The sequence below is a fragment of the Actinopolyspora lacussalsi genome (assembly GCA_030803735.1).
Taxonomy (GTDB): Bacteria; Actinomycetota; Actinomycetes; order Mycobacteriales; family Pseudonocardiaceae; genus Actinopolyspora; species Actinopolyspora lacussalsi.
This window is the reverse complement of sequence record JAURUC010000001.1, coordinates 4,432,268-4,458,215: the sequence shown is the minus strand read 5'-3', so window position 1 is coordinate 4,458,215 and position 25,948 is coordinate 4,432,268. Positions and strand designations below refer to the sequence as shown.

The following is a 25,948-nucleotide window of genomic DNA, read 5'->3' as shown; positions in this document are numbered from 1 at the left end:
ACGCCGTCCTCGTGGGGATTCAGGCAACGGCGCGGTACCGGGCACACATGCGTCCTCGTACGCCCCGGTCGACGAGACCGCACTCCGCGCCGGAGCGGCACCGCACGGGAACCGGGCGATCCGCCCCCGCGTGACACGCGTGCCACGAGCGGCCCGAACGCGCCCGAATCGGCGAGATCGACCCGAACACCAACCGGCCAGCCGGGCGTGAGAACCCGTGTACCGGCACACCGCCGTTCCCCATACACCCAGTGCACTCCCGTATCCGGAACGGAGCAAATCGGGACACGCGGAAGGGCACTGATCGTGTTGCCCGAGGTGTGGACGAAGGCAGCGACAGCGTCATCTTCGGGAGCCCGACCGATCGGACCATCCGTGCAGAGAGAAAACCGGCCGTTCGGCGCTGTCGCTCGTACTTCCGAACGATGTGGTGACACGCGGTGCGTTCATAGTCTCGACGACATGACGATCTTGCTGGCCGACCCGCGAGTTCGCGCGATCGGTGTGCGTGACAACGGTGATCCGCTGATACCTTTGGACTTCGCGTCCGGGGTCATGGTGCGATCGGGGCTCGCCGACCGGCTGGACGAGGCCAGGAGCGCGCTGCCGCCCGGTGTGGATCTTCGGGTCCTGGAGGGCCACCGGAGCGTGAGGGATCAGCAGGCCATCATCGATGACTACACCGGCGAGTTACGCGTGCTGCATCCCGACTCCGATGAGGCCGAACTGGACCGGCTGTCCAGCCGGTTCGTCGCACCCGTGGCGGTGGCTCCGCACGTGGCCGGAGCGGCGGTCGATCTGACGCTGGTCGACGAGGAGGGCGAGGAACTGTGGCTGGGGACGGCGGTCGACGCCACTCCGGAGCACAGCGACGGCGCGTGTTGGTTCGACGCCGAGGTGGACCGGACGGCACGGCGCAACCGGACGACACTGGCACGCGCGCTCGGTGACGCCGGACTGGTCAACTACCCCACCGAGTGGTGGCACTGGTCCTACGGGGACAGGTACTGGGCGTTACTGACCGAAAGCGGACACGCCATCTACGGACCTGTCGAAACGAAGGTGCCGGCATGAACGCGCCGGCGACCCGCCCACGGACCTCCCGAAGCACCACGGGGGGTCACGAACCCACGTTGGAGATCGACCTGGCCGCCGTGGCCGCCAACACCCGCCGATTCGTAAGGCAGGCACGCGGCGAAGTGATGGCCGTGGTGAAAGCCGACGGGTTCGGACACGGACTGCACGCGATGGTCAGAACCGCGCTCGCGAGCGGCGCGAGCTGGCTCGGCACCACGTCGATCACGGAGGCCCTGGCCGTGCGCGCCACCGGAGTGGACGCACCGGTGCTGAGCTGGCTGAATCCGGTGGACGCCGACGTCACGACCGCTTGCAGGCACCGGGTCGACCTCGCCGTACCCAGTGAGAACCACCTGGCGGTCGTGGTCGAGGCCGCCGCGTGGTCCGGATATCGGGCCCGAGTACACCTCCAGCTCGATACGGGGATGGCCCGCGACGGCGCCGCCCCGGACGAATGGGCCGACCTGATGACGATCGCCCGGCGAGCCGAGATCGCCGGACACATCACGGTCGTGGGGGTGATGGGCCACCTGGCCAGGGCCGACGAGCCGGGCCACCCGGCGAACACGACCGGACTGCGAATGATGCTCGACGGGGTGGAGGCGGCCGAACAGGCTGGGCTCCGTCCCTCGATTCGGCACTTGGCCGCCACGGCCGCCACGCTGACCGACCCCGACGCGCACCTGGAACTGGTTCGGATCGGAGCCGGGCTGGTTGGCATCGACCCGTCCGACAGCACACGACTGCGCTCCGCGCTGCGATTTACCGCACCCGTCGTCCAGGTGCGGCGAGTACCCGCCGAAACCGGGATCGGCTACGGGCACACCCATGTGACCGACCGTGCCACCAACCTGGCGCTGCTCCCCGTCGGCTACGCCGACGGCCTGCGTCGGGACGCATCGGAGGGGGCTTGGGTCCTGGTCGCGGGCAGGAGGTGCCCGGTGGCCGGGGTGATCTCGATGGATCAGGTCGTGGTGGATCTGGGGGACGATCCGGTCCAGCCGGGCACCGAGGCGGTGGTGTTCGGTCCGGGTGACGACGGCGAACCGACCGTCGACGACTGGGCGCACTGGGCGGGCACCATCCCGCACGAGATCGTGACCGGTATCGGTCACCGGATTCGGAGGAGCATTCGATGAGCGAACGGTTACGGGTGGCCGTGATCGGCGGGGGGCAGAACAGCGAACACGATGTCTCGCTGGCCTCCGCGGCCTCGGTACGTGCGGCACTCGACCCCGCCGACTACGAGGCGGTGGCGTTGACCATCCGCCGCGACGGCAGGTGGCTGGGTCCTGACGGGCAGCCGCTCGGCAGCTCGCCCGCCGACGATCTCGCCGCCGCGCTCGGGGTGCTCGCGGATTGCGACGTGGTGATGCCGCTGTTGCACGGACCACGAGGCGAGGACGGGAGTCTCGCCGCCTTGTGCGAGCTGGCCGGCGTCCCGTACGTCGGTGCGCCGGTACGTGCGGGCGCGCTCGCGATGGACAAGTGGGCGACGAAGCGGGTGGCCGAGGCCGTCGGGGTACGAACCGCGCCGGACAGGCTCGTCACGCGGAACGAGCTGTCCACAGTAGTCTTCGACCGATCCGTGGTGGTCAAGCCGATCGCGGCGGGATCGAGTTTCGGGGTCCGCCTGGTGCGGACCGCGGCGGAACTCGAACCGGCGCTGCGGGCGGCGTTGGAACTCGACGAACGGGTGCTCGTGGAGCACGTGGTGGCGGGCCGCGAGGTGGACGTCACCGTGATCGACGATCCGGAGCACGGGCGCCGGGTCGGACCACCGCTCGAGATTCTGGTCGACGACGGCCTGTTCGACACCGCCACCAAGTACGACGGAAGTGCCGCGTTCGAGATCCCGGCTCGGCTGACCGAAGCCGAGGTCGGGGAACTGACCGATTCGGCCCTGCGGGTGTACGACGCCCTCGGCTGCCGCGGGCTCGCTCGGATCGACTTCTTCCTGACCTCCGATGGTTTCGTACTCAACGAGGTGAACACGATGCCCGGCATGACAGCCGAGTCCCAGGTTCCCAAGATGTTCGCCGCCGAGGGACTGACCTATCCGGAGCTGTTGGACCGACTCATCCGATCGGCCCTGGCCGACGGCGAAGTGGCCGCGGCGGCAAGCGGGTGAGCCGGGCACGTGGCGGACAGCTCGCACGTGGCGGACAGATCGTCTCGGACTCAACGTACTGCGGGGTCTCGCGGTCCTGCTCGTCATGCTGCGCCACGCCTTCCCCGACGTATTCCCCGGTGCGGGCGTGGTCGGGATCGTGATGTTCTTCACGCTGAGCGGTTACCTGATCACCGGAGTGCTGACCAAGGAGTTGGCCATCGGCGGAAGGATCGACTACCGGCGGTTCTACCTGCGCAGAGCCCGGAGACTGTTGCCCGCGTTGCTCGCGGTGATCGTCGTGTTCGTCGCGGTGGCGGCGACCGTCGACCCGCTGGACGAGAGCGGCAGCCTGCCCCGCACCGTCGCGGTGATGCTGACGTTCACCGACGACCTGCCGGTCATCCACTTGGGCGGCGCCGCGTTCCACTGTTGGACGCTGGCCACCGAGGAGCAGTTCTACCTGGTATGGCCCGCGCTGCTGACGCTGGCCTGGACACGTCGCAGCGTCACCGCCACGCTCGTGACCACCGCGGTGATCGTGCTGGCCGGTTGTGTGGCGGCGCTGATCTGGTTGTGGCCCCATCCCGACAACGCCTACGGGCTGCCCACCTCGTGGTTCGTGTGCTTCGTGATCGGCGCTGCCACTCGGCTGCGCGGCCACTCGGGGTGGATGTCCGCCAGGTTGGTACCACTCGCCCTCGCGGGGCTCGCGGTGCTGTCGATCCTGCCCCTGCGCGGTCACGTGCTGACCTACCTGCTGGTCGGCCCGACGATCGCCACCCTGACGGCAGCGCTCCTGCTGGTCTGGTCGCGTTGGCAGGAGCTGGACAACCGCGCGTTGCTGACCCGGGGCTCGCGGCACTCGGCCTCGTCTCCTACGGGGCCTACCTGTGGAACTACCCGCTGACCCTGTGGCTGCGGCCCGAACTGGGTGCGGTAGCCGGGCCACTGGCGCTGGTGCTGACCATCGTGGCGGCGGCGCTGAGCTGGCGATTCATCGAGCAACCCGTCATGCGGGGCGGTCGACCACGACGCGGACGCCCGTCCGAAGCCGCAACCCGATGAGCAACGAACTTGAGCTCGACGAAGTCGGCGAGGTCGCGGATCTTCTGGTTGATGGCGGTCACGAAGCCGGATGTGTCCCGTCCGGTAAGGACGTCCGCCCTCCCCTCGGCGGTATCACGTATGTCTTGATCCTCGTACTGGGTTCGCTCCCGGTCCTCATCGTTGAGTGTCCATCTGGCCTCGTTAGAGTCAAACTCGGGTGGGTTCCGCTGCGAGATCCACCTCGTTGACGGTGCCGAATCTGGGCGGCCGGTTTCGGCATGAGGGGCGATACCCGACGCCGCGGATATCGACGAATGTCCCGCAAGGCGTAGGTCCTGTGAGCGATCACGCGCATCGGCCTACCGCGCGGACGCCCGCAGCCGGACGGCGAGATGCGTGCACGACGGCCGGCAACGGCCCGAAAACGGATGCCTCGCCGTCCTGCCCTCTGCAGTGACCAACGGACTCGAGGATTACCTGACGCCTACCGGACAATCGGCCCTGCGGTACCGGGATTCACTCCGGCGGTCGGCGCGACGCTTCCCCAAGCCCGAGCTCGTCAGGATTCGCGACGCGAGTCCCAGGGGAGAGTCGGCTGGAGCACGGCCTCAGCGAGCCCACGGGCACGCAGACCGGTGATCTGCTGGTACTCGGGATCCGCGACCATACGACTGAACGCCTCCCGATCGGGATATCGGACGAGCAGCACCGCGTCCCAGTCCTGCCCTTCCTCGGCGACCAGGGGTGTAGTTCCATCGCCGACATAGATGACCTCACCCCCGTAACGCTGCAGCAAGGGCCTGGCCCGCCTCGAGTACTCCTCGTATGAAGAGCGGCCGTCCGGGGTGAACCGCAGCAGGTTGAGCATCACGAAAGGTCCCTCCGGGACTTCGTCCAGCACGCGTGCGAGATCGTCCGCCGCGGGATCGACTGCCATCGACACTCCCTGTCGTAGTCGGATTCTCGTAGCGACAGCATTCGCTACAGCACGAAGGTCGCCCGAGTTCGGACACCGAGCACCGACATGCATACCGTCCAGTCGGTACGCTACTCGGATACCTCCGCGCGCCGCTAGAGGTGGTTGGAGATCGGGGTCATGGCGATGGGAGGTCCAGTCCGGTCTTGGCGAGGTAACCGGTGATCAGGTCGGGCTGGTGTCGCATTGGCGCCGGGCGGGGAGGAGGCACGCGACCCGGCTCTGCGATAAAAACGAGGCCGTCCCCGCTTTGCCAGCGGAAACGGCCTCGAAAAGTGGTTCGCACAGTGAGCGACCCGGTGGAGCTGCGGGGAATCGAACCCCGGACCTTCTCGATGCGAACGAGACGCGCTACCAACTGCGCTACAGCCCCGGCGTGCCCGGCCTTCCGACCGAGTGCGCGACTAGCATAGCAACCGCCTCAGGCGGATGGGCACACCCCCCACCCATCCGCCGTTCGACGTTATTCTCCCACCGCACGGCGGTACGGCTGCCACAACCGATCGTCGAGTTCGTCGAACTCGGGATCCTCGTCGTCGATGTCGAGCACCTCGGCGTCCCCGGGACGGGAAACGTCCGGTCGTGCCCCCGCGGGCCTCTCCTCCGGAACGGGCTCGTCGGCCGGGTAACCGGACTCGGTCACGGCGTGCGGGGAGCCCTCGTGCCCGTTGTCACGCTCGTCGTCACGCTCGTCCGACTCACCGGAGAGCCGCGCGAGCCTGCGACTGCGCACGTCCTCCTCGATCCGCACCTGCTTACGCAGATACCCCAGGTACCCGATCAGCAGCAGATCGGTGAGACCGTGCACCCACCACAGCGCCGACCAGGACAACCCGGCGAGCACGGCGGTCACCACGGCCACCGCGAGCATGGCGAGCACGATCCGCTGTCTGCGCGCGTACTTGGTACGTGCCGCCAGCGCGGCGGCGTCCGGATCGAAGCCACCTCGGCCGGGGCGGTAACGCCGTCCCGCCCCGGTCTCGTCGCCGTCCGAACCACGCCAGTGCTCGCGTCCCGTGGCGTCGAACTCGTCGTCGACGTCGGTTCGGTCCGAGTCGTCCCGCGCGGCCGATGAACGGGACTTGCCTGCTGTGCTGTCAGGCATCGTGAGCGCCTCCTTGTTTCCACTGCCGCTCGTTCCACCCGCCCCGGGCCGGGACTGGCCACCGCGCCGAACCACTCGCGAGTTCAGCGCGGTATCCGTCGTACGTGGGACTCGTCGGCCGCGGCGGACGAACATGGGCACCAGAACGACGAGCCAAGCCGCTGCCAACCCCACGAAAATCAGTGCGCTGAGCACACCTTGCCACCTCCCCCTGGCAAACGGCGGCACACACCTGCACTGTCCACGTTATCCAGAACCCTCATACCTGTCTTGGAGCCACGCCGAGCCCGGCTCGCTCCAAGCACGCACGAAAATCCCGCAAACGGGGCAAGACACGACACGCAGTGATCAAATTTTGTCGATGGATTTCACCCGAAAGAACCAGTGATTCCTAATGAGATCGTGTGATCGTCGATACACAACATCATCAGAGAGCGCGTTCGGCGGAATCATCGCCCCCGCACAACGGCCGGAACGCCCGGTGGTTCCGGCAGCCGAGTCGGAGCGGCTCCGTCAGGGCCGCTCGGCACGACCCGCTCGAATCAACGCGGCCACCGCCCCTTCGGGGACCTCCTCCCGGGTCAACGCGTAAACCCAGTGGTCGCGCCAGGCTCCGGCCACGTCGAGATACCGCTCGAACAACCCCTCGCGCCGGAACCCCGACTTCTCCAGGACCCGCACACTGGGTGAGTTCTCCGGACGCACCGTCGCCTCCAGTCGGTGGAGTCCGGTCGGACCGAAACAGTGGTCCACGGCCAGCGCCACGGCGGCGGTGGCCACTCCCGAGCCCGCGCTCTGCCGCGAGACCCAGTAGCCGATCCATCCGGAACGCAACGCACCCCGGATGATGTTCCCGATGGTGAGCTGCCCCGCCAGCGCACCGTCCAGCGTTATGACGAACGGCAGCACGTGGCCGCGTCTCGCCATCCTGCGCAGCGCGTTCCACTGTCCGAACCAGGCAGTGCTCGTGTTGCGCTGGTTCCAGTCACCACCGGTGGGTTCCCAACGCCGCAGGTAGTCCCTGTCCCGCAGCCGCACCTCGCTCCAAGCGGCGGCGTCGCGCAGCCTGGGCGGGCGCAACGCCACCCTGCCCGCCGGCACCACCAGCGGCCCGACCCTGGCGGGCCAACCGGGATGTCTGCCCTCGGCGAGCTCGAATTCGGGGACGGCTCCCGCCATAACGAACACCGGCTCCCATCACTGGAAACGCTGACTCGAAAGCACCCCGCCGCGCCGAGCGGATGCGTCAGCACTGTTCTCAGGACCGCTGTGACAGGAAACTCACCCGGAGCCACTCGCCTGCCACGGCCTGAGTGACGTCCTCGTCGAGCATCATCAGGCAGTTGGCCTCGGCCAACGAAGCCAGCAGATGCTCGTCGGAGCCGCCCACCGGCTGCACCAGGTAGGAACCGCCCTCGGCGTCGCGCAGCAGTCTGCCCCGCACGAAACCGCGTCGCCCCTTCGTGGACGAAACCGGCGATACCAGCTCCGCTGCTATGGAACGACGATGCGGATTCGCCTTGCCCAGCGCCGAGCGCAACAGCGGCCTTATCAGTACTTCGAAGACGACGAGAGCGCTCACGGGGTTGGCGGGGAGCAGGAAGGTGGGCACCCGGTCGGGCCCCAGCCGTCCGAATCCCTGGGTGGAACCGGGGTGCATGGCCACTCTCGTGGTGTCGAGCTCGCCGAGCTCCGCCAAACAGGAGCGGACCTCCTCGGCGGCGGAGCCGCCCGCACCGCCGGCGATGATCACGATCTCGGAAAGCAGCAGCCTGCCCTCCACCACCTCGCGCAGGCGTTTGGGATCGGAATCGACGATGCCCACCCTGGTCACCTCGGCACCGGCGTCCCTGGCCGCTGCCGCGAGCGCATAGGAGTTCACGTCGTAAACCTGCCCCGCACCGGGAGTACGGTCCACATCGACCAGTTCCGGTCCCAACGCGATGATCGATATCCGCGGTCTGGGATGCACCAGCACCTTGCTCCTGCCGACCGCGGCCAGCAGACCGACCTGGGCGGGACCGATCGCCGTGCCCCGCCGGACCGCGGCGTCACCGGACCGCACGTCCTCACCCTCGCGACGGACGAAGGCCGCCGAGGGCACCGAACGCCAGATCGTGACCTTGGCGGGATGCTGATCCGTCTCCGAGACCGGCACCACCGCGTCGGCCAGCGTCGGCAGCGGGGCACCGGTGGTGACGTGAACCGTCTGACCCGGCTGCAGTCGACGGGGCTGTCGTGAACCGGCGGTCACCTCACCCACTACGGGCAGCTCCACCGGTTCACTACCGGCGTGGCGAACATCGACGCTGCGAACCGCGTAACCGTCCACGGCGGCCTGGTCGGCACCCGGCAACGCCCGCTCCGCCACGACTTCCTCGGCGCACAACAAGCCCTGTGCCTCCGCTATTGCCACCCGAACAGGTGAAGGCCGCACGGCGGCCGCGAGTACCCGTGCAAGCTGTTCATCCACTGATCTCATGGCTCGACCTCTTCGGCGAAGACACTGTTGACCGGTACGCGCACGGGACAGCGGCGTACGGAGCTCAGCTCCGGTTCAACCGTTCGCCCAGCCACTCTCGCAGGTCAGTCCCGTACTCGGAGTCCCGCAGCGCGAAATCGACCGCCGCTTTCAGGAAACCTCCGGGATTTCCCAGATCGTGCCGCGTCCCGCGATGGACCACGACGTGGACCGGGTGCCCCTCGGCGATCAGCAACGCTACGGCATCGGTCAGTTGCAGTTCACCGCCGGCACCCGGTTCGATGCGCCGCAACGCGTCGAACACCTGACGGTCGAGCAGATAGCGGCCCGCGGCCGCGAGATTGGATGGGGCCTCGGCGGGTTGGGGCTTCTCCACCATGCCGCGGACACGTTTGACATCGGGCTCCTCGGTGTCGGAAACGTCGAAGACGCCGTAGGAAGAAGTTCGCTCGGGCGGCACGTCGAAAGCACACAGCACGCTGCCGCCGTGACGGGAACGCACCTCGGACATCCTGGTCAGCACACCGCTCTCGTCGGCACTCGCGGGGTAGACCAGATCGTCCGGCAGCAGCACCGCGACAGCGTCCTCGTCGGCACCGAGGTTCGGCTCGGCACAGGCCACGGCGTGCCCGAGTCCCAGTGCCTTGTCCTGAATGGCGGAATCGGCCGTGATGAGCTCCGGGGCCCGGCGCACCTTGCGAAGCAGTCGCTGCTTGTCCCTGGCCTCGAGAGTGGCTTCCAGTTCCGGCTGGGGGTGGAAGTGTTCGACCACCGAACTCTTGTCCGGAGCGGTGACGACGACCAGGCGGTCGGCACCGGCTTCGGCCGCCTCCTCCGCCACCAGTTCGATTCCCGGTGTGTCGACGACCGGCAACAATTCCTTGGGCACGGATTTCGTGGCCGGGAGAAAGCGAGTTCCCAGCCCCGCCGCTGGAACGATCGCGGTGCGGAAAGCCGCAGCCGCCTGCGAGCTTGTCAGGCTACTCATGACCGCGAGCCTAGCGATATTGACTACCCTTCGTCTCGTGACGCTCTCGGAAGACGAACTGAACCGAAAAGAACAGTGGCGACGCAGGCTGGGTTCGGAACGTGACGCGCTCACCGAACGAACCCGTACCGAGGAGAACCGTGCGCTGCGAACGACGATAATCGAATGGTTGTCCGAGACACGGATCACAACCGTCTGCGCCTATGTACCGGTGGGGTCCGAACCCGGATCACCGGAACTGCTCGACAGCCTCGTGGCACGGGGCCACCGCGTGTTGCTGCCCGTCATGGCGGGCAGGAACCCGTTGGAGTGGGCGGCCTACGAGGGGCCGGACTCGCTGCGTCGTGCGACCTACGGACTGCTGGAACCGAGCACGCCCCACCTGGGAGCGGGTGCGATCTCGGAGGCGGGCGCGGTGCTGGTTCCCGCCCTGGCCGTGGACCGACGAGGGGTACGCTTGGGCAAGGGTGCCGGTTTCTACGACCGGTCGTTGCCGCTGGCCGACGATTCGGCCGAGCTCGCGGCGGTGGTTCGGGACTCGGAGTTCGTCGAGGAACTGCCCGCCGAGGCACACGACGTGCGTGTCACCGGAGTCGTGACCCCCGCTTCCGGATTCACCCGCCTACCGGTGTGATTTCGGTTACGGGCGCCCCCCGAAGCTCCTTCGGGCGCGTGACATTATCGACGTCGCATTGTGACGCAGCCCCGATTGCGTCGGTGTCCAGCCGTGCAGCATTATCGTATTGGCACTCATCCCGTTCGAGTGCCAATGTCGTTGTCCGGGGACCGGCACCGCGTGTGTCACCGAGCGCGGCGCGTCGATGCGTCGCCGTCCGATTCCGGAGGTATGAGACCCGTGCCCACTTACCAGTACGCCTGCACCGCCTGCGGGCACGATTTTGAGACCTTCCAGTCGTTGAGCGAGGACTCGCTCACCGACTGCCCGGAGTGCTCGGGCAGGCTACGGAAGAAGTTCAACGCGGTGGGTGTCGTCTTCAAGGGCAGCGGGTTCTACCGCAACGACAGCCGCGGGGCGAACTCCTCGAGCGAGTCCGGGGCCTCGGCGGGGACGAACTCCGGCTCGGGCAACGGCTCCTCCGACAACTCCGGTTCGGGAAGCTCCGGGAGTTCCGAGTCGTCGGGTGGGAGTTCCGGTGGTTCCTCGGAATCGAGCTCCTCCGGGGCCCAGACACAGACCTCCGCGGCTACGAACTGACAGAACCGCTCCCTCGCGAATCCCGAGGTACGTCCGCTGCCCGGGCGAGCCAAGGGCGGGCAGCGGAGACCGCACCGGCAGTCCCGGTTCGGAACCCCATCCGTTCCGCGGCTCGGCCGCACGGTGGCTCGCGGCAGGGTGACACGCGGGGAAACGGGCTTCCTGGCCCGGTTCCGCCACCCACGCTGCCGTCCACATCCGGATCGACGCTCCACAGCTGATCAGTTCGAGTTTGTTCGGAACCTCCGGCCCCGCTCCAGACTCGTGGTGACGAGAATCACCACGAACCGAGCGGGAGATCGAATTGCGGGAAAGTACCGCTGACCGACAGCTACGGCGAGGCGCGCGGGAACGGCTGCGCGAGACGATGCGGATACAGGGCAGACGAATCGTGCTGCTCCGTCGTGCCCTGGCGGCCGTGCTGCTGCTGATGGCGGGGTGGTACGCACTGCCCGCGCACTCCGGGACCGCTTCGAGAACGAAGACGGTGCTGACCGCGTCCCGAGACCTGACTCCGGGGACTCGGGTCGGTCCGCGGGACGTCACGAGGGTCCGGATCCCGGAGCGGCTGGTTCCGGACCGAGCACTGCGGCAGCGAGAACGAGTCACCGGCGAGGTCCTGGCACGCGCGGCACGTCGCGGCGAACCACTGACCGACCTGAGCCTGTTGGACGATCCGCTCACCGAGCTGACCACGGGTGGCGAAACCGAGGCCGCGGTCGCGATCCGGCCCGCCGACGAGGCGGTGGCCGAACTGCTTCACCCCGGCCTGCACGTGGACATAGTCGGCAGCAGGACCGGAAACACCCGGATACTGGCCGAGCGAGCGACCGTCGTAGCGGTTCATCCCTCCGATGGGGACGCCGAAGGCGACACACTTGTGGTCGTCGGGCTCGAACGCCGTCGCGCCGCCGACGTGGCCGCGGCGGCGCTGCACGAATCGGTGACGATGACCCTGCGCTGAATAACGGCGTCGATTTCTCGCGAAATCGCCGCGCGGCTTCGACGCAGGCCGCACTACGAGCCGCCGACCTCACCCGAAAGGTCAAGAGTCGTGATGGGGCGGCCTGTTCTCGATGTACCAGGAGTTCGAGCCCCCGTTCTCGGAACCGTCACGCTCGTCCGCCGTGGTTTCCGGCAGTACATCGCCGAAAATCTCGTCGATCGAACGGGATCGGCGCCGTGAAGCCGGTTGTCGCCCGGCCTGATATTCCTGCTGGTTCACGACGCCATTGTCCCGCTCGTTCCCATCCGCCGCCACGGAGCCGTCCCCGTGCGCACCTCCGGTGCTCCACAGCGAGGAGGTCTCGTGGTGCTCCTGGAGTGTGCTCCGTTCGCCGTGACGGCCGGTGGTGGTCTGTTTCGCCGCGCACCCGCCCGCGACGTGGCACCGCCGTCAGATGCCGTCGATGCCGGAAAGCTGCTCGATCACGTGCGTGACCAGCGGGGTCAGCGTGGCCATACCGTCCCGGATGGCCGCGCGCGAACCGGCCAGGTTGACAACCAGCGTGCTGCCGGAGACGCCGACCAGACCACGGGAAACCCCCGCATCGACGGCTCCCGCCGCCAGTCCGGAAGCGCGCAGCGCCTCGGCGATCCCGGGAACCGGTCGATCCAACACGCCGGACGTGGCGTCCGGCGTGACGTCGCGCGGCGACACCCCGGTGCCGCCGACGGTGATGACCATGTCCACGCCGCCGATCACGGCTGTGTTCAACGCGTTCCTGATTTCCACGGTCTCACCGGCGACTGCGACGCTGCCGTCGACGATGAATCCCGCCTCCTCCAACAGCTCGGTCACCAACGGACCGGTGGTGTCCTCCTGCTCACTCTGCGCGACCCGGTCGTCGACAACGACCACCAGCGCTCGTCCCAACCGCTGCGCGTTGCGTTCCATATCGCTCACCGTAGCGGCCGACGGATCGCCGTCCGGATCCAGTGGATCCGATGTCTTCACCTCGCGGAGCGGGTGATCCACGACACTGCCGTATCGACCGTCCATGTCTGCTCCTGATCATCGGGGGTAAGGCGTAGTGCTCGGATCCATCCGGGTGCTCGATGGCTCCGGGCGCTCAAGGGCTCCGGGCACTCAAGGGCTCCGGGCACTCAAGGGCAGGGCACCAACGCCGGGGGTCTCACTACTCCTGGCCGGTCAGTGTCGCTTCGACCGTGTGCTTGTTGCCACCCTGCTCGTTGGTGATGGTCAGCGTGACGGTATCGCCCGGCGCGTAGGAGCGGATGGCCGCGATCAGCTCGTCGCCGCTGGTGATCGTGCGCTCGTTCACCTTGGTGATGACGTCACCGCTCTCGACACCGGCCTCGGCCGCCGGTCCACCCGAGGGGACCTCCACGACGAGACCACCGTTGACGTTTCCGACGACCCGCACCTGCACACCGAGCGTGGTACGAGCAGCCGATCCGTCCTCGATGAGCTGCTTGCCGATCCTGCGGGCGTGGTCGATCGGGATAGCGAAACCGAGTCCCACCGATCCGGCCTGTTCGCTGGAGGAACTGGGGCTGTAGATGGCGGAGTTGATGCCGATCACCCGGCCGTTCATGTCGACGAGCGGCCCACCCGAGTTGCCGGGGTTGATCGCGGCGTCGGTCTGCAGCGCGTTGAGCACCGTGGCCTGAGTTCCGCTCTGGCCGCCCGCGCGGACAGGACGGTCCTTGGCACTGATGATACCGCTGGTCACGGTTCCGGAGAGCCCGTACGGGGATCCGATCGCGACCACTCCCGAGCCGATATCCAGCTCTCCCGAGTTACCCAACTTCGCCGGGGTCAGACCGGTGACATCGGCTTTGACCACGGCGAGATCGGACCACGGGGCGGTACCGACCACGTTGAGCTGACCGACCTGTCCGTCGTTGAAGCGCGCGACGAGATCACCGCCCGCCTGGGAGGCTCCCTCCACGACGTGATTGTTCGTGAGGATGTATCCGTCCTCGCCGATGATGATTCCCGAGCCGGAACCCGAAGTACCCCTGCTGGTCTGCACCTGGATCTGCACCACGCTCGGCAGCACCGTGTCGGCGACGGATTGCACCGACCCCGAGGGCGCGCTGCTGCTGTTCTCCGAGGAGGGTGCCTGCTGGTCGAAGGAGGTGACTACGCCGCTGCCCCCGGTGGCCTGGTAAACGGCGTAGGTGCCCCCAGCGCCTCCCACGAGACCGGCCACCAGGGCTAACGCGGTCATACCGACCAGCAGGCGCCCACGAGCACCGCCACTCCCGGATCTCGGTGGCTCCTCGACCGGGGGCTGGGGGTACTGCTGGGTCACGTAGGGGTACTGCGGATCGGTCTGTGGTGGCAGTTGCTGCGCGCCGTACTGTCCCGGCTGCTGCGGGCCACCCGCGGCAGCACCGGGCTGACCCGCGTACTGGCCGGGATACTGTCCCGGCTGCATCGGCTGCCCGGGCTGGGTCGAGTACTGGCCCGGGTACTGCTGGCCCGAGTACTGCTGGCCCGAGTACTGCTGGCCCGAGTACTGCTGCCCCGTGTATTGCTGTCCCGAGTACTGCTGCCCCGGGTACTGCTGTGGCGGATTGCCCAACCCGTGGGGCTGCTGGGATTGCTGCGGGGACTGCTGCGGGGTGTATGGCTGTTGGGGTTCGGTACCGGAGTTCGGGCTCCACGGTCGCTGCTCGGAGGCCTCGGACGGGTCGGACGAGGCGGTGGCTTCCGTGCCGGTGGTGGGACCGGTGGAGGTGGGGTGGTCGGTTCCGGACCGCGAAGCTCCCTGTTGCCACGTGGTCGAATCCTCGGTGCTGTCCGGTGCGGCTTCGGAGGCGTCGACTCGCTGCGTCGACTCCGGCGGCGGCCCCTCGGAGCTTTCCCGGGCCTCTCCGGACTCCGCGGGTTCCGTCGAAGCGGCACCGGCGACGCCTTGTTCACCGGACTCCGGCCGAGGTGAACCGTGCTCGGTCGGTGTGTCGGGGCGATCCTGACTTTCGTCGGGAGAACCAGGGTGATTTTCGCTCATGTCTCCACTCTGCGCTATCCGGCTGAGAGCCGCCTGAGATCAGGCTTGGAAGCGAACGATGAATCCGTGCCGCCTTCCCGTCCGGGCGGGCAGGCCGATCAGGACACCTCGCGAAGTCGCTCCGCGACCTGTTCCGGGGTCACGTCACTGATCCAGACTCCCATCCCGGACTCCGAACCGGCCAGGTATTTGAGCTTGTCCGGCGAACGCAGCACCGAGAACAGGTTCAGGTGCAGCCAGGACAGTTCCCTGCCGAATCGAACGGGCGCCTGCTGCCATGCCGCGATGTAGGGCAGCGGCCTCCCGTAGAGACGGTCCAGTCTGCGCAGCGCGTCGAGATAGACCTCAGCGAGATCGTCGCGTTCCTCGGCGGTGAGGGCGGCCAGGTCGGGAGCCCGACGGTGTGGGACGACCATGAGCTCCACGGGCCAACGGGCGGCCGGTGGCACGAACACCGTCCAGTGCTCGGATTCGCGGATCACGCGTTGCCCGGAGGAACGCTCGGCGGCGAGCACGTCACCGAGCAGGTGGCTGCCGTGGGTTCGGTGGTGTTCCTCGGCGTTTCGCAGCAGCTGGCCGGTCTTGGGGGTGACGAAGGGATACCCGTAGATCTGGCCGTGCGGATGATGCAGCGTCACCCCGATCTCCTCGCCCCGGTTCTCGAAGCAGAACACCTGTTCCACCCCGTCCACCTCGGCGAGTTCGGCCGTGCGGTCGGCCCAGGCGTCCACGACGGTGCGTGCGTGTCGTGGGGTCAACGCGGCGAACGAGCTGCGGTGCTCGGACGTGAAACACACGACCTCACACCTGCCACTGGCCGGAGCCCGTCGGACCAGTGGATCCGTGTCCAGCACTCCGGGGCCGGAAAAAGCGGGCGGTTCCTCGGGCGCCGCGAACGATGGGAACCGGTTCTCGAACACGGCGACCTCGTAGTCGCTCTCCGGGATCTCACTGGGGTTGCCCGGCTCGCTGGGACACAACGGGCAAAGATCAGCCGGCGGCTTGTAGGTGCGGCTCTGCCGATGTGCGGCCATGGCGATCCACTCGCCGGTCAACGGGTCACGCCGCATCTCCGGTGCCGTGGGTGGCCCGTCGAGCTCGCGGAGGTCCTCGGCGGTTCGTTCCGGCGCCGTGGCCTCCGAGTCGAAGTAGATGATTTCCCGCCCGTCGGCCAGCTGCCGCGCGGTTCGCCTCACTGCTCACTCTCCGCCCGCATAGTGTCCTCATACGTGGAATCGGCCGATTCGCCCCGCTCACCGGAGACGGGAGCGATCGACAGCTCCGCGATCCGCTCCCCGAGCACCCGACGCGCTTCCTCGGGTAACCCGTCATCACTGATCAGCACGTCGGCCTCCTCGAGGCCGACGATGGTGGAAATACCGACCGTGGACCACTTGGCGTGATCCGCTATCACGACCAGCCGGTTGGCCGCCCGCGCGAGCGCGCGGTTGGTCTCGCTCTCGTCGAGATTGGGTGTGGTGAAACCGGCGCGGGTGCTCATCCCGTGCACCCCCAGGAAGACCAGATCCAGGTGCAGCGAGTGCAGCGCGCGCACGGCCACCGGACCGACGAGCGCGTCGGATGGGGTACGCACCCCACCGGTCAGGATCACGGTGCGGTCGGCACGGCCGCGTTGTTGGAGCACATCGGCGATGCGCACGGAATTGGTCACCACGGTCAGATCGGCGACGTCGTCGAGGTGCCGTGCCAGTGTCCAAGTGGTGGTGCCCGCCGAGAGCCCGATGGCCGCCCCCGGGCGGACGAGCCGCGCGGCCCGCTCGGCTATGGCTTCCTTCTCCGCGGGTTGGTACACCGACTTGGCTTCGAAACCGGGCTCGTCGGTGCTGCGGTCCAGCACGGAGGTGGCGCCGCCGTAGACCTTCTCGACCGCCCCGCGTGCCGCCAAGGCGTCGAGATCCCTGCGGATGGTCATATCGGACACGCCGAGGCGCTGCACGAGGTCGCTCACCTGCACAGCGCCGGTTCTACGAACTTCGTCCAGTATCATGTCCTGACGCTGACGTGCCAGCATCACCACTCCAACCCCGCCGTGTTCGCCGCGAATCCGACGCGAGTGTCGCGATCGAAGTCATCACGAAACCACGCGAACTTTACTCGTCAAGTAAACACAAACCAACAATACCCTACACGAAGCGGCATAGAAACCACACAAAGCCAGCACCACTCCGCCGGGTGTGCTGCAGACGTGGGAAACAGCCCGTCCAGCGATCCGTGAAACCGGACCGCCGGCAGCGGGAGGGTTCACGGGTGCTCCCGCCGTCCGCGAGCCGCACCGGGCAGCGCGGCGGAACCGTCCGGCCCGGCGGAACGGCGGGACCGCCTCAGACCGGACGTGCGGGCTGCTGCGGAGCGGCCTGTTCGGGATCGGCGTGGCCGGGCAGATACATCGAGATCATCGCTCCGCCCTCCGGCGCCTCGCCCGCGGCCACGCTTCCGCCGTGCCGCTCGGCCACCTGCTTGACGATCGCCAGTCCCAGTCCTGATCCGCGCAACGGCCTCGCCTCGGTGGAACGGTAGAACCGCTCGAAGACGTGCCTGCGGTCCTCCTCCGGGATGCCCGGCCCACTGTCGGCGACCTCGAAGACCGCGAATCCCGCGTCGAGCTGCCGGCACTCCACACGCACGATACCTCCTGCGGGGCTCCACTTGGCCGCGTTGTCCAGCAGGTTCAGCACCGCACGTTCCAACGCGGTGGCATCGCCGAGCATCGACCACTGCCCCAGCCGAACATCGAACTCCACCTCGGAGGCACGCCGCCTGGCCCGGCTCAGCGCCCGCTCCACGACGTCTACCAGTTCGAGCGGCTCGTGCACCGCGTTCGGCGCGTCCTCCCGAGCCAGCTCAACGAGATCCCCCACCAGCGCGGACAGCTCGGTGATCTGCGCCTGCACGTCACCGAGCATCTCGGCACGGTCCTCGCCGGACAGCTGAGGACTGCCCGGCCGGTCGGAGGCGATGAGCAGTTCGAGGTTCGTGCGCAACGAGGTCAGCGGGGTGCGCAGTTCGTGCCCGGCATCGGCGACCAGCCTTCGCTGCTGTTCCTGGGACTCGGCCAGCGCCCCGAGCATCTTGTTGAAGCTGGTGGTCAACCGTGCCAGCTCGTCGTCGCCGCTCACCGGAATCGGGCGCAGGTCGCCCGTCCGAGCGATACGTTCGGTGGCCGCGGTGAGTCGTTGCACCGGTCGCAGCGCCGTGCGAGCCACCGCGGTCCCCGCGGCGGCGGCGAGCAGGATGCCCGCACCGCCGATCACGACGAGCACCACGCTGAGCTGGGCCAACGTGGCCTTGGTCGAGGCCAGTGACTGCGACATGACCAGGGCACGGTCGTTCCCGGCGGGCAGCGCCACCACCCTGCTGTTGGTGGCGTCGTCGGTGCGCAGCGAGGACTCCGTGAGACCACGCGCCACCGCCAACTCCTCGGGGCCCCACGGCGGGACCTTGCCGGGTCCGGTCAGCGCCTTGCCGTCGGCGGTGACCAGACAGATTCGCAAGTTGGCCGCCGCGTAGAAGGCGGCGGGAACCGAACGCAGGTTGGGTTCCAGCACCTGCGGCCCGGAGACCGCCTGGCTGGCGCGTTCCCGCAGGTTCTGGTCCACCTGTTCGTGGAGGCTGTCCCGAACCGTCAGAAAAGCGCCGACCGAGACCAGCGCGACGGCCCCCGCCACGCAGGCGGCGGCCAGCAGGGTCACCCTGTTGCGCAGCGAAGCCCGCTGCCATCTGCCGGTCTGCCCCTCGGAGGGGGACGACCCGGCCAGTTCCGAAGGTGGCGGGGCCGGTGTGGTCACGGTGGACTCTCCCGAAGCACGTAGCCGACACCGCGGACGGTGTGAATCAACCTCGGTTCGCCCGATGCCTCCGTCTTACGGCGTAGATACCCGACGTAGACCTCCAGGGCGTTGCCCGTCGTCGGGAAATCGTAGCCCCAGACGTCCTCCAGCAGCCTGCTGCGAGTGAGCACCTGCTTGGGGTGCGCCATGAGCAGTTCGAGCAGCGCGAACTCGGTACGCGTCAGGCTGATGGCACGGCTCCCCCGCCGCACCTCGCGGGTGCCGGGATCCAGCTCCAGGTCGGCGAACCGCAGCGACTCCGGGATGCCCTCCTCGGGATCCGGTGGACTCGCCCTGCGCAACAGCGCTCGCAGTCGGGCGAGCAGTTCCTCCAGCGCGAAGGGTTTGGGCAGGTAGTCGTCCGCACCCGCGTCCAGACCCGCCACACGATCCGAAACAGCCTCGCGCGCGGTGAGCACCAGGATCGGCAGGTCGTCACCGGTCCCCCGCAGTCTGCGTGCCACCTCCAGACCGTCCACCTTGGGCATCATGACGTCGAGGACCATCGCGTCCGGTCGCGCGGCGGTGAGCGAGTCCAGGGCCTGCTGACCGTCCGAGGCCAGTTCCACCTGGTAACCGTTGAATTCGAGAGATCTTCGCAACGACTCCCGAACGGCACGGTCGTCATCGACGACGAGTATGCGCATGTCCCCCAGTCTTACCCGAAGCCCTGAGAGAGAACTGAGAAGTGGGGGTGTCGCCACCGGCGAGTCGGGATTTTATGACGGGCGTCACAACGGAGTGCCGCCGACGGTGGCCACGGCACCGCACGCCGGACCGACACGGCGAGCGGCGATGGTGTGCGGAGTCATTCCAGTCGCGGGGCACTGGGAATCACACTCGCGAGCACGGCAGGATAGCCGGGATGACAACGGCAGACCGATCCGGCCGCTCCGAATCCCGACAGCCGGTATCCGACCTCTACGACGTGATCAACCGTCGGCGCGACGTACGCTCCGAGTTCACCGGCGAGACGCTCGACCCCGACGTGCTGTACCGCGTGCTGGGTGCCGCGCACAGCGCCCCGAGTGTGGGACTCTCCCAGCCGTGGGACTTCGTACTCGTACGCGACGAGGCCACTCGACGCGCCTTCCGCGAGCACGTGCTGGCGGAACGAAGCGTGTTCGCGTCCGAGCTCAGCGGGGAACGCGCCCAGACCTTCTCCAAGATCAAGGTCGAGGGCATCGTGGAGTCCTCGCTCGGTATAGCGGTCACCTACGACCCGGAACGCGGTTCACCGGACGTGCTCGGCAGACACGCCATCGCCGACGCCGGGCTGTACTCGGTGTGCCTGGCGATCCAGAACCTGTGGCTGGCGGCCACGGCCGAAGGACTCGGCGTGGGCTGGGTAAGCTTCTACCGGGAGGAATTCCTGCGCAGACTGCTGGACATCCCGTCGGGCGTCCGGCCGGTCGCTTGGTTGTGCGTCGGGCCGGTTCGTGAGCTCGCCGAAACCCCTGACCTGGAACGCCACGGCTGGCGCAGCAGGCTGCGGTTGGAGGATGTTGTACACGACGGCAAGTATCGGCACGATTTCACCCGGTAGCCTGTTGCTCGAAGAGCAGGTAGTCGAAGCGGAGACTCCGGGTGCCCGACCCTCGCGGGCTCGGGGAGAACCCGCAGCGCCGCGATCTGCGAGTGCGAGGACGCCGTGGAACAGGACGATCCGCTGCTGGCGGGCCGGATACCCGAGCAAGACCGTCAAGTACGGCTGTTGCTCGACTCCGGCCTGATCGAGCAGTGCGAGGCGGCCTTCGACGATTCGGTGGCCAGCGCGCCGAACCTGGTCGGCAGTGAGTGGAACCGCCCCATCGTACTCGTGAACCGGGCGATCCTCGCCTGGCGGTTGGGCCGGATCTCGCTGGCCCTCGAACTCGCCGCGGACGCCTGGACCGAGCTCGACGCGGAGAAGCACCGCGACGCGGAGACCGCCCACGCGCTGAGCATGCTCGGCTACCTGCTCGAAGGGCACAGCGCCCCCGCGCTCGAACTGCTCAGCAGGGCGGTGCGGATCGCACGGGAGGTGGGCGACCCGGCCACGCTCGCGCACTGCCTGCTGCGGGAGGGGGCCACACTGGCCTCACGAGTGGTCGTCTCCGGTGTGTCAGTGGAACGTTACCTGTCCGACTCACTGGTGCGGTTCGACGAGGTGTTCCGGCTGGGAACACAGGGGGCGGTGCATCGCCGTGCGCTGGCCAGCAGCGGTCGGGTACTGGTGGCGCTGGAGGAGATCGACGACGCGCAGCGACGCGCCACCTCGGCACTGGCGGAAGCCGAGGAAGCCTCGGACATGTACGCGCAGTCCATCGCCAACTGGACGCTCGCAGAGGTGCGCAGGCGGCAGAACCTGCTGGATCAGGCGAGAACCTTGGCGAGTCGTGCCCTGTACCAAGCGGAGACGATCAGGGAGACCATGCTGATCAACCGCATCTCCACCGACCTGTCGTCAATGTGCCAACGCCTCGGCGACCACGTGGGCGAGGCCACAGCCCTGCGACGAGCGGTGCGTGCGGCCAACGAAACCATCCAGGTGCTGCAGGAGGGGCTCGGTCAGGCACTCGAACAACGCCGCATCGCGGTGCACGCCCAGCGCAAGGCCAATGCGGCCGAGGCAGCGGCGCTGCGCGACCCGCTCACCGGACTGGCCAACCGGTTGGGACTGGAACGCTACGCACCGGCACTGCTGGAGCGCAGCGCCTCCCAGGGAGGCATTCCGTGGTTGCTGCTGCTGGACGTGGACTGGTTCAAGGACGTCAACGACGGAGCGGGGCACTCGATGGGCGACGCCGCGCTGCGGGAGGTGGCGTCGCTGCTGCGGGCCGAATGCCGCGCCGAGGACCTGATCTGCCGCTGGGCGGGTGACGAGTTCGTGGTGGTGCTGGCCGCCTACTCCGGGGACTCGCGCACGGCGGGACCGGTCGTGGCCGAACGCATCCGGGCGGCGGTGGACGGACACGACTGGCGGCAGGTTCTCGGCGAGGTCGAACAACCTCCCACGGTGAGCATCGGCGCGGCGGCCGGTCCGGCCAGACTGGACGAACTGTTCACGGCTGCCGACGTCGCGCTCTACCGAGCCAAGCACGGCGGGCGCAACCGCGTGGAGGTCGACGGTCCGGAATGCCGCGAGCCCCTGCCCGCCGAGTGAGCCGTGGTTCGAACGCCGCCCGTGAATGTCGCGCGACGGTAGGATCGGAGCTCATGAGCGTGACCGACGGCCCGGAACGCTCCGGCGAGAACGGTTCGTTCCGGCTGCCGTCGGATACAATCCGGGCATGGAGCCGGGAGCCGGGAGCCGGGAGCCGGGAGCCGGGAGCCGGGAGCCGGGAGCCGGGAGCCGGGAGCCGGGAGCCGGGAGCCGGGAGCCGGGAGCCGGGAGCCGGGAGCCGGGAGCCGTGGGGCACCGTTCCGGTACGGCGCCGGGTGCTGGGGGTCGTACGCAACCTGACGGCGTTGGACCGGCTCGGTGACGTGCTGCCCGTCCTCGCGGACGACTTCCGGGTGGAGACCCGGTTCACCCGTGCCGAGGGGTCGGCGTTCGACACGGACCTGTCCGACCACTTCCGGCGGGCCGGGATGCGCGTGGTCCCGTGGCAGCGGGCGAGCGCCGCGGAGTTCGATCTGGCGATCTCCCCCAGCGGCAACGGTGCGCTGCACGAACTCGACATTCCGGTGCTCACGCTCTCGCACGGGGCGGGCCACCACAAGCACCGCCCCGCCGCGACCGGATTCACCTCGGAGGTGGCCGGACTGTCCCGCGATCAACTGCTGCGGGACGGCGAGCCGGTTCCCGCCGCGGTCTGCCTGACGCACCAGGACCAGCTGTCCCTGCTCGGCCGGCACAACCCGCGGTTGCGGGAACGGGCCGGCGTGGTCGGCGATCCCTGCTTCGACCGACTCCGGGCCAGCCTCCCGGCTCGGGAGCGTTACCGGAACGCGCTGGGCATCGGCGATCGTGAGCTCGTCGTGCTCACCTCCACCTGGGGCGAACGAGCACTGTTCGCCCGCCGCCCCGAGCTTGCGGCGGAACTGGTGGGAGCACTACCCGCCGAGACCCACACGATCGCGCTGGTGCTGCACCCGAACGTCTGGGACCTGCACGGTCCCTGGCAGATCGAACAGTGGACCCGGCGAGCCAGGGACGCCGGACTGGTGCTGGTACCGCCGGAGCGGGGCTGGAAGGCCACCCTGGTCGCGGCGGACACCGTGGTCGCCGATCACGGTTCCCTGGGGCTCTACGCGGCGGCCCTGGGCAAGCGGCTGCTGCTGGGCAGTTTCGGAGCTCGGGAGATCATCGCGAACACCCCGAGGTACGAACTCGGGAAACGGGCCCGCCATCTGACGGGCACGGCGGAGCTGAAGGAGCAGATCACGGCGGCGACCCCGGTTCCCGGACACGAGAAACTGGCAGCCGATACCTTCGCCAACCACGACCGTGCGGCGGGCGAGCTGCGACGGGTCGTCTACGAACTGCTGGATCTCCCCGAACCGTCGTGGCGAGCCACCGCTCCACCGGTGGATCCGTTCGTCCCCGAGTGAGTCGGCCGGACGTGCGGCTGCGTGCTCCGTTCGTCTCGTGGCCGCACGCCCGGGGAACACGCCACCGGAGAAGAACGGAACCTCCGATCACCCCGTTCCGGCACGCAGTCTCTCGGCCCTCGGACTGCCCGCGCGTTCGTAGATCGCGACGGCCTCCCGCAGGCACTTCTCGGCCCGGTCCCGCTCACCGATCTCGCGCAGCGAAGCGGCCATCTCCTCGAACGGCGCGGCCAGCTCGAACAGCAGCTTCTCGTCGTCCTCGTCGGAGCGGTGAGAGCTCAGTTCGACAACGGCTCGCTCCAGTTGCTCGACGGCCTGCCGGTACCGTCCCATGCGCCGCAGGACGACTCCGGTGGTCAGCTTCACCTTGGCGGAGGTGCGCCGGTCGTTCGGGAAGTCCGCCAGCCGTGCCGCCGCGCTCTCCAGGTACTCCAGGGCCTTCCGCTGGTCTCCGAGTCCACTGTGCGCCCGCGCCGCGAAGTGCTCCACCAGGGCCATTCCCCGTGGCTTCCCCAGTCGCTCGCTGATCTCCCACGCGGAGCGGAACAGTTCGAGGGCGGGCTCGTAGCGCTCCTGCTCCAGGTAAACCCGACCGTGGAACTCGTAGGCCGAGGCGAGCACTTGGCGATGCCCGGTGCTCACGGCTTTCTCCCGCGCTTCGAGGGCCTGCTCGTGCGCCTCGGTGAACCGCCGGCACTCCATGAGCAGCCTGGTGCGCAGGATCCGCATCCTCGCCCCCGCCAACGGATCGTCCCGTCCATCGGCCGCCCCGATCGCCAGCTCGAAGGCTCGCAGCGTCCCTTCGTAGTGCTTGTGATGGTTGTGCAGTGTCCACAGTGCTCCGTCACAGAGCGCGAGCACGGTTTCGTGGTCGCCGCGTCCGCTCGCGTGGTGGACCAGCGCGACGATGTTGGCGAACTCGGTCTCCAGCCAGCGCAGCGCGGTCGGTTTGGTGAAGGGGTTCTCCTCGGATGTCACCAGGTGCTCGTCACCCGCCACCCGCAACCTGCTCGGTTCCATCACCGCCCGATCGGCGTGGGCGCCCATCCGGCGGTACCGCGTGACCAGGCGGTGGTGCGCCCGCTCGGAGTCCCCCGGTCCGAGCTTTTCGGCGTGTTCGATCGCGTGGATCCTTACCAGATCGTGCAGGTGGAAGCGCCCCGGCTCTGACTCGAGCACCAGATTGGCCGCGTGCAGTTCGTAGAGCAGGTCCTCCGCGTCGGCGGGGTCGGCGTCGAGCAGCTCGGCGACCGTGGCGGTGTCGAAAGTGCGGCAGGGAATCGCGCCGAGCAGCCGATAGAGCTCGGCCTGCTCGGCCGGAAGGTCGGTGACCGCGAGTTCCAGGGTGTCCCGCACTTCGGGATTGTCACGCAGCATATCGCCCCGGTGGGCGGAACCGGCGAGCCAGTCGGCCGCGCGACGCGGTGTCCAGTGTTTGAGTCGCCTGATCTTTCTGCCCACGAACTCCAGCGCCAACGGGGTGTAGCCGCAGAGTTCGACGAGTCGCCCGACGTCCGGGTCCGTCGCGGCCGGATCCGTGCCGGTGATTCGCGCGAGCAGTTCGATCGCGTGGTCTCGGGAAAGTGGTTCGAGGTCGATCGAGCTCACCCCGTCGGAGGAGAACTCCGAGGCAGCGTGTTGGCTGGTGAACAGGATCATGGTCTCCGGGGCCGCGAGCCGCAGGTCGAGCAGCTGTCGCGGGTGCACCAGTCCGTCGAAGACGAACCCCATCCTGCGGCCACGGGTGCGGTCACGCAGCAGCTGCAACGCGTCCCGGTCAGCGGCGGGTAGCTCGTGTTCGGCCGTACCCAGCTTGCGCAGGCACGAGCGCGCCAGCTCGGCGGAGCCGGATACCGGGTGGCCGTGCCAGTCGGTGTAGCAGAAGCCGTCCTCGAAACGCTCGTGCACCTGCCAGGCGAAACTCCGCGCGAGCGTACTCTTGCCGATACCGCTGAGACCGCACAGCGCGATCAGGAGAGCCCCTGATCCGGAGTCGGACGAGTCGTTCGCCGCGGAGGAGCGTTCAAGGACGCTGTACAGCGTGCGGTGCTCGTCCCGCCGGTCGACGAGCAGTGTCGGCTCGGCCGGGATGCTCATCGGGCGTTCGGGAGGGCGAGCGTCGGTTCCGTGGAAGTGCAGGTGCTGCTCGAAACGATCGACCCGCCCGGCCTGCGTCACGCTGCGGGCGTCGCCGTGGTACTCGTTCGTCATGGTCACCCCAGTGCCGTCCTATCGCACACGGTAGCGGCAAGTCGACCATACGCGTGCGCCGTTCCGAAAAGATCAGCGGCGGGTGCCGTTCGCCCGGAGCACAACCACTACCGGGGCCGGTGTCGAGGACACCCACCGGGCCGGTATCCTTTGGTGCGGATCGGCACGTACCGACCCGGCTGACAACCGAACAGGCCCTCGTAGCTCAGGGGATAGAGCACCGCTCTCCTAAAGCGGGTGTCGCAGGTTCGAATCCTGCCGAGGGCGCACCAGCCCAGCGCACAGGAAAAGCAGGGATCTCGACCAAGATCGGCCCCCACTTTTGCTCAGTCTTCCCGTGCAGGTCGGCCAGGGCTCTGGCCGCCG

General features: G+C 68.3%; 23 protein-coding genes and 2 tRNA genes. 11 read left to right on the top strand and 14 right to left on the bottom strand.

What is annotated here, in order from left to right; translation table 11 throughout:
* Positions 1-462 precede the first annotated feature (462 nt).
* The 4 genes from J2S53_RS19830 to J2S53_RS19815 all read left to right on the top strand — a co-directional run bounded on the left by J2S53_RS19830 (position 463) and on the right by J2S53_RS19815 (position 4,097).
* A complete protein-coding gene (locus J2S53_RS19830; RefSeq protein WP_456242251.1) occupies positions 463-1,074 on the top strand; it encodes a M15 family metallopeptidase in 612 nt (203 codons plus the stop codon).
* Complete coding sequence (gene alr / locus J2S53_RS19825) at positions 1,071-2,216, top strand: alanine racemase (RefSeq protein WP_456242250.1); 1,146 nt, start codon at positions 1,071-1,073, stop codon at positions 2,214-2,216. Before J2S53_RS19830 ends, alr begins: the two co-directional genes overlap by 4 nt.
* Positions 2,213-3,208, top strand: a complete 996-nt coding sequence (locus J2S53_RS19820; RefSeq protein ID WP_456242249.1) for a D-alanine--D-alanine ligase family protein — start codon at positions 2,213-2,215, stop codon at positions 3,206-3,208. The genes alr and J2S53_RS19820 overlap by 4 nt, the downstream gene beginning before the upstream one ends.
* An 85-nt stretch (positions 3,209-3,293) precedes the next feature.
* The gene (locus J2S53_RS19815) at positions 3,294-4,097 is read left to right on the top strand and encodes an acyltransferase family protein (RefSeq protein ID WP_456242248.1); all 804 of its coding nucleotides are present in this window, start codon (positions 3,294-3,296) and stop codon (positions 4,095-4,097) included.
* 699 nt (positions 4,098-4,796) lie between these two features.
* Here J2S53_RS19815 and J2S53_RS19810 read toward each other — a convergent pair.
* From J2S53_RS19810 to J2S53_RS19785, 6 genes are all read right to left on the bottom strand, one after another.
* A complete protein-coding gene (locus tag J2S53_RS19810; RefSeq protein ID WP_456242247.1) occupies positions 4,797-5,174 on the bottom strand; it encodes a DUF1330 domain-containing protein in 378 nt (125 codons plus the stop codon).
* A 339-nt stretch (positions 5,175-5,513) separates the two neighbouring features.
* Positions 5,514-5,586 (bottom strand) — tRNA-Ala (locus J2S53_RS19805).
* 90 nt (positions 5,587-5,676) lie between these two features.
* Positions 5,677-6,318, bottom strand: coding sequence for a divisome protein SepX/GlpR (sepX, locus tag J2S53_RS19800; RefSeq protein ID WP_456242246.1), 642 nt, complete (start codon positions 6,316-6,318; stop codon positions 5,677-5,679).
* Between the two features lie 513 nt (positions 6,319-6,831).
* Positions 6,832-7,497 carry a GNAT family N-acetyltransferase gene (locus J2S53_RS19795; protein WP_130469121.1) on the bottom strand — a complete coding sequence of 222 codons (666 nt, stop codon included), beginning with the start codon at positions 7,495-7,497 and terminating at the stop codon, positions 6,832-6,834.
* Positions 7,498-7,576: 79 nt separating this feature from the next.
* On the bottom strand, positions 7,577-8,800 hold the full coding sequence (gene glp, locus J2S53_RS19790) for a molybdotransferase-like divisome protein Glp (protein WP_456242245.1): 1,224 nt from the start codon (positions 8,798-8,800) through the stop codon (positions 7,577-7,579).
* A 64-nt stretch (positions 8,801-8,864) separates the two neighbouring features.
* Entirely contained in the window at positions 8,865-9,788 is a 924-nt protein-coding gene (locus tag J2S53_RS19785) for a UTP--glucose-1-phosphate uridylyltransferase (RefSeq protein ID WP_092974524.1), read from the bottom strand.
* Positions 9,789-9,825: 37 nt separating this feature from the next.
* Here J2S53_RS19785 and J2S53_RS19780 point away from each other — a divergent pair, with 37 nt between their 5' ends.
* From J2S53_RS19780 to J2S53_RS19770, 3 genes are all read left to right on the top strand, one after another.
* A complete protein-coding gene (locus tag J2S53_RS19780) occupies positions 9,826-10,422 on the top strand; it encodes a 5-formyltetrahydrofolate cyclo-ligase (RefSeq protein WP_217643357.1) in 597 nt (198 codons plus the stop codon).
* 222 nt (positions 10,423-10,644) lie between these two features.
* A complete protein-coding gene (locus tag J2S53_RS19775; RefSeq protein WP_456242244.1) occupies positions 10,645-11,004 on the top strand; it encodes an FmdB family zinc ribbon protein in 360 nt (119 codons plus the stop codon).
* A 304-nt stretch (positions 11,005-11,308) separates the two neighbouring features.
* Entirely contained in the window at positions 11,309-11,968 is a 660-nt protein-coding gene (locus tag J2S53_RS19770; RefSeq protein ID WP_456242243.1) for an SAF domain-containing protein, read from the top strand.
* 81 nt (positions 11,969-12,049) lie between these two features.
* Here the strand turns inward: J2S53_RS19770 and J2S53_RS19765 are convergent, their stop codons facing one another.
* From J2S53_RS19765 to J2S53_RS19735, 7 genes are all read right to left on the bottom strand, one after another.
* Complete coding sequence (locus J2S53_RS19765) at positions 12,050-12,229, bottom strand: hypothetical protein (protein ID WP_092975099.1); 180 nt, start codon at positions 12,227-12,229, stop codon at positions 12,050-12,052.
* Positions 12,230-12,400: 171 nt separating this feature from the next.
* Positions 12,401-12,901, bottom strand: a complete 501-nt coding sequence (locus tag J2S53_RS19760; protein WP_092629600.1) for a molybdenum cofactor synthesis domain-containing protein — start codon at positions 12,899-12,901, stop codon at positions 12,401-12,403.
* Between the two features lie 241 nt (positions 12,902-13,142).
* Positions 13,143-14,987 carry a trypsin-like peptidase domain-containing protein gene (locus J2S53_RS19755; protein WP_456242242.1) on the bottom strand — a complete coding sequence of 615 codons (1,845 nt, stop codon included), beginning with the start codon at positions 14,985-14,987 and terminating at the stop codon, positions 13,143-13,145.
* A gap of 98 nt (positions 14,988-15,085) precedes the next feature.
* Positions 15,086-16,183, bottom strand: coding sequence for a galactose-1-phosphate uridylyltransferase (gene galT, locus J2S53_RS19750; RefSeq protein WP_456242241.1), 1,098 nt, complete (start codon positions 16,181-16,183; stop codon positions 15,086-15,088).
* On the bottom strand, positions 16,180-17,019 hold the full coding sequence (locus J2S53_RS19745) for a DeoR/GlpR family DNA-binding transcription regulator (RefSeq protein WP_456242240.1): 840 nt from the start codon (positions 17,017-17,019) through the stop codon (positions 16,180-16,182). Before J2S53_RS19745 ends, galT begins: the two co-directional genes overlap by 4 nt.
* Before the next feature lie 310 nt (positions 17,020-17,329).
* Positions 17,330-18,793: a sensor histidine kinase gene (locus J2S53_RS19740; RefSeq protein ID WP_456242239.1), complete on the bottom strand. Its 1,464-nt coding sequence runs from the start codon at positions 18,791-18,793 to the stop codon at positions 17,330-17,332.
* Positions 18,790-19,482: a response regulator transcription factor gene (locus J2S53_RS19735; protein WP_456242238.1), complete on the bottom strand. Its 693-nt coding sequence runs from the start codon at positions 19,480-19,482 to the stop codon at positions 18,790-18,792. The genes J2S53_RS19740 and J2S53_RS19735 overlap by 4 nt, the downstream gene beginning before the upstream one ends.
* A 218-nt stretch (positions 19,483-19,700) precedes the next feature.
* Between J2S53_RS19735 and bluB the strand changes: the two genes are divergently transcribed.
* From bluB to J2S53_RS19720, 3 genes are all read left to right on the top strand, one after another.
* Positions 19,701-20,381: a 5,6-dimethylbenzimidazole synthase gene (gene bluB / locus J2S53_RS19730; RefSeq protein WP_092974506.1), complete on the top strand. Its 681-nt coding sequence runs from the start codon at positions 19,701-19,703 to the stop codon at positions 20,379-20,381.
* Between the two features lie 105 nt (positions 20,382-20,486).
* Positions 20,487-21,980: a diguanylate cyclase gene (locus tag J2S53_RS19725; RefSeq protein WP_456242237.1), complete on the top strand. Its 1,494-nt coding sequence runs from the start codon at positions 20,487-20,489 to the stop codon at positions 21,978-21,980.
* Positions 21,981-22,033: 53 nt separating this feature from the next.
* Positions 22,034-23,371, top strand: a complete 1,338-nt coding sequence (locus J2S53_RS19720) for a hypothetical protein (RefSeq protein ID WP_456242236.1) — start codon at positions 22,034-22,036, stop codon at positions 23,369-23,371.
* A gap of 87 nt (positions 23,372-23,458) precedes the next feature.
* Here the strand turns inward: J2S53_RS19720 and J2S53_RS19715 are convergent, their stop codons facing one another.
* Entirely contained in the window at positions 23,459-25,582 is a 2,124-nt protein-coding gene (locus J2S53_RS19715) for a tetratricopeptide repeat protein (protein WP_456242235.1), read from the bottom strand.
* A 194-nt stretch (positions 25,583-25,776) separates the two neighbouring features.
* On the opposite strand from J2S53_RS19715, the gene J2S53_RS19710 reads away from it, so the two are divergent.
* Positions 25,777-25,849, top strand: a tRNA-Arg gene (locus tag J2S53_RS19710).
* Positions 25,850-25,948: the final 99 nt, after the last annotated feature.

Coding starts and splice junctions, on each gene's coding strand:
- sepX (WP_456242246.1), bottom strand. CDS start 6,318: ATGCCTGACAGCACAGCAGGCAAGTCCCGTTCATCGGCCGCGCGGGAC.
- J2S53_RS19820 (WP_456242249.1), top strand. CDS start 2,213: ATGAGCGAACGGTTACGGGTGGCCGTGATCGGCGGGGGGCAGAACAGC.
- J2S53_RS19760 (WP_092629600.1), bottom strand. CDS start 12,901: ATGGAACGCAACGCGCAGCGGTTGGGACGAGCGCTGGTGGTCGTTGTC.
- J2S53_RS19810 (WP_456242247.1), bottom strand. CDS start 5,174: ATGGCAGTCGATCCCGCGGCGGACGATCTCGCACGCGTGCTGGACGAA.
- J2S53_RS19715 (WP_456242235.1), bottom strand. CDS start 25,582: ATGACGAACGAGTACCACGGCGACGCCCGCAGCGTGACGCAGGCCGGG.
- J2S53_RS19830 (WP_456242251.1), top strand. CDS start 463: ATGACGATCTTGCTGGCCGACCCGCGAGTTCGCGCGATCGGTGTGCGT.
- alr (WP_456242250.1), top strand. CDS start 1,071: ATGAACGCGCCGGCGACCCGCCCACGGACCTCCCGAAGCACCACGGGG.
- J2S53_RS19795 (WP_130469121.1), bottom strand. CDS start 7,497: ATGGCGGGAGCCGTCCCCGAATTCGAGCTCGCCGAGGGCAGACATCCC.
- glp (WP_456242245.1), bottom strand. CDS start 8,800: ATGAGATCAGTGGATGAACAGCTTGCACGGGTACTCGCGGCCGCCGTG.
- bluB (WP_092974506.1), top strand. CDS start 19,701: ATGACAACGGCAGACCGATCCGGCCGCTCCGAATCCCGACAGCCGGTA.
- J2S53_RS19745 (WP_456242240.1), bottom strand. CDS start 17,019: ATGCTGGCACGTCAGCGTCAGGACATGATACTGGACGAAGTTCGTAGA.
- J2S53_RS19815 (WP_456242248.1), top strand. CDS start 3,294: ATGCTGCGCCACGCCTTCCCCGACGTATTCCCCGGTGCGGGCGTGGTC.
- J2S53_RS19755 (WP_456242242.1), bottom strand. CDS start 14,987: ATGAGCGAAAATCACCCTGGTTCTCCCGACGAAAGTCAGGATCGCCCC.
- J2S53_RS19735 (WP_456242238.1), bottom strand. CDS start 19,482: ATGCGCATACTCGTCGTCGATGACGACCGTGCCGTTCGGGAGTCGTTG.
- J2S53_RS19785 (WP_092974524.1), bottom strand. CDS start 9,788: ATGAGTAGCCTGACAAGCTCGCAGGCGGCTGCGGCTTTCCGCACCGCG.
- J2S53_RS19720 (WP_456242236.1), top strand. CDS start 22,034: ATGAGCGTGACCGACGGCCCGGAACGCTCCGGCGAGAACGGTTCGTTC.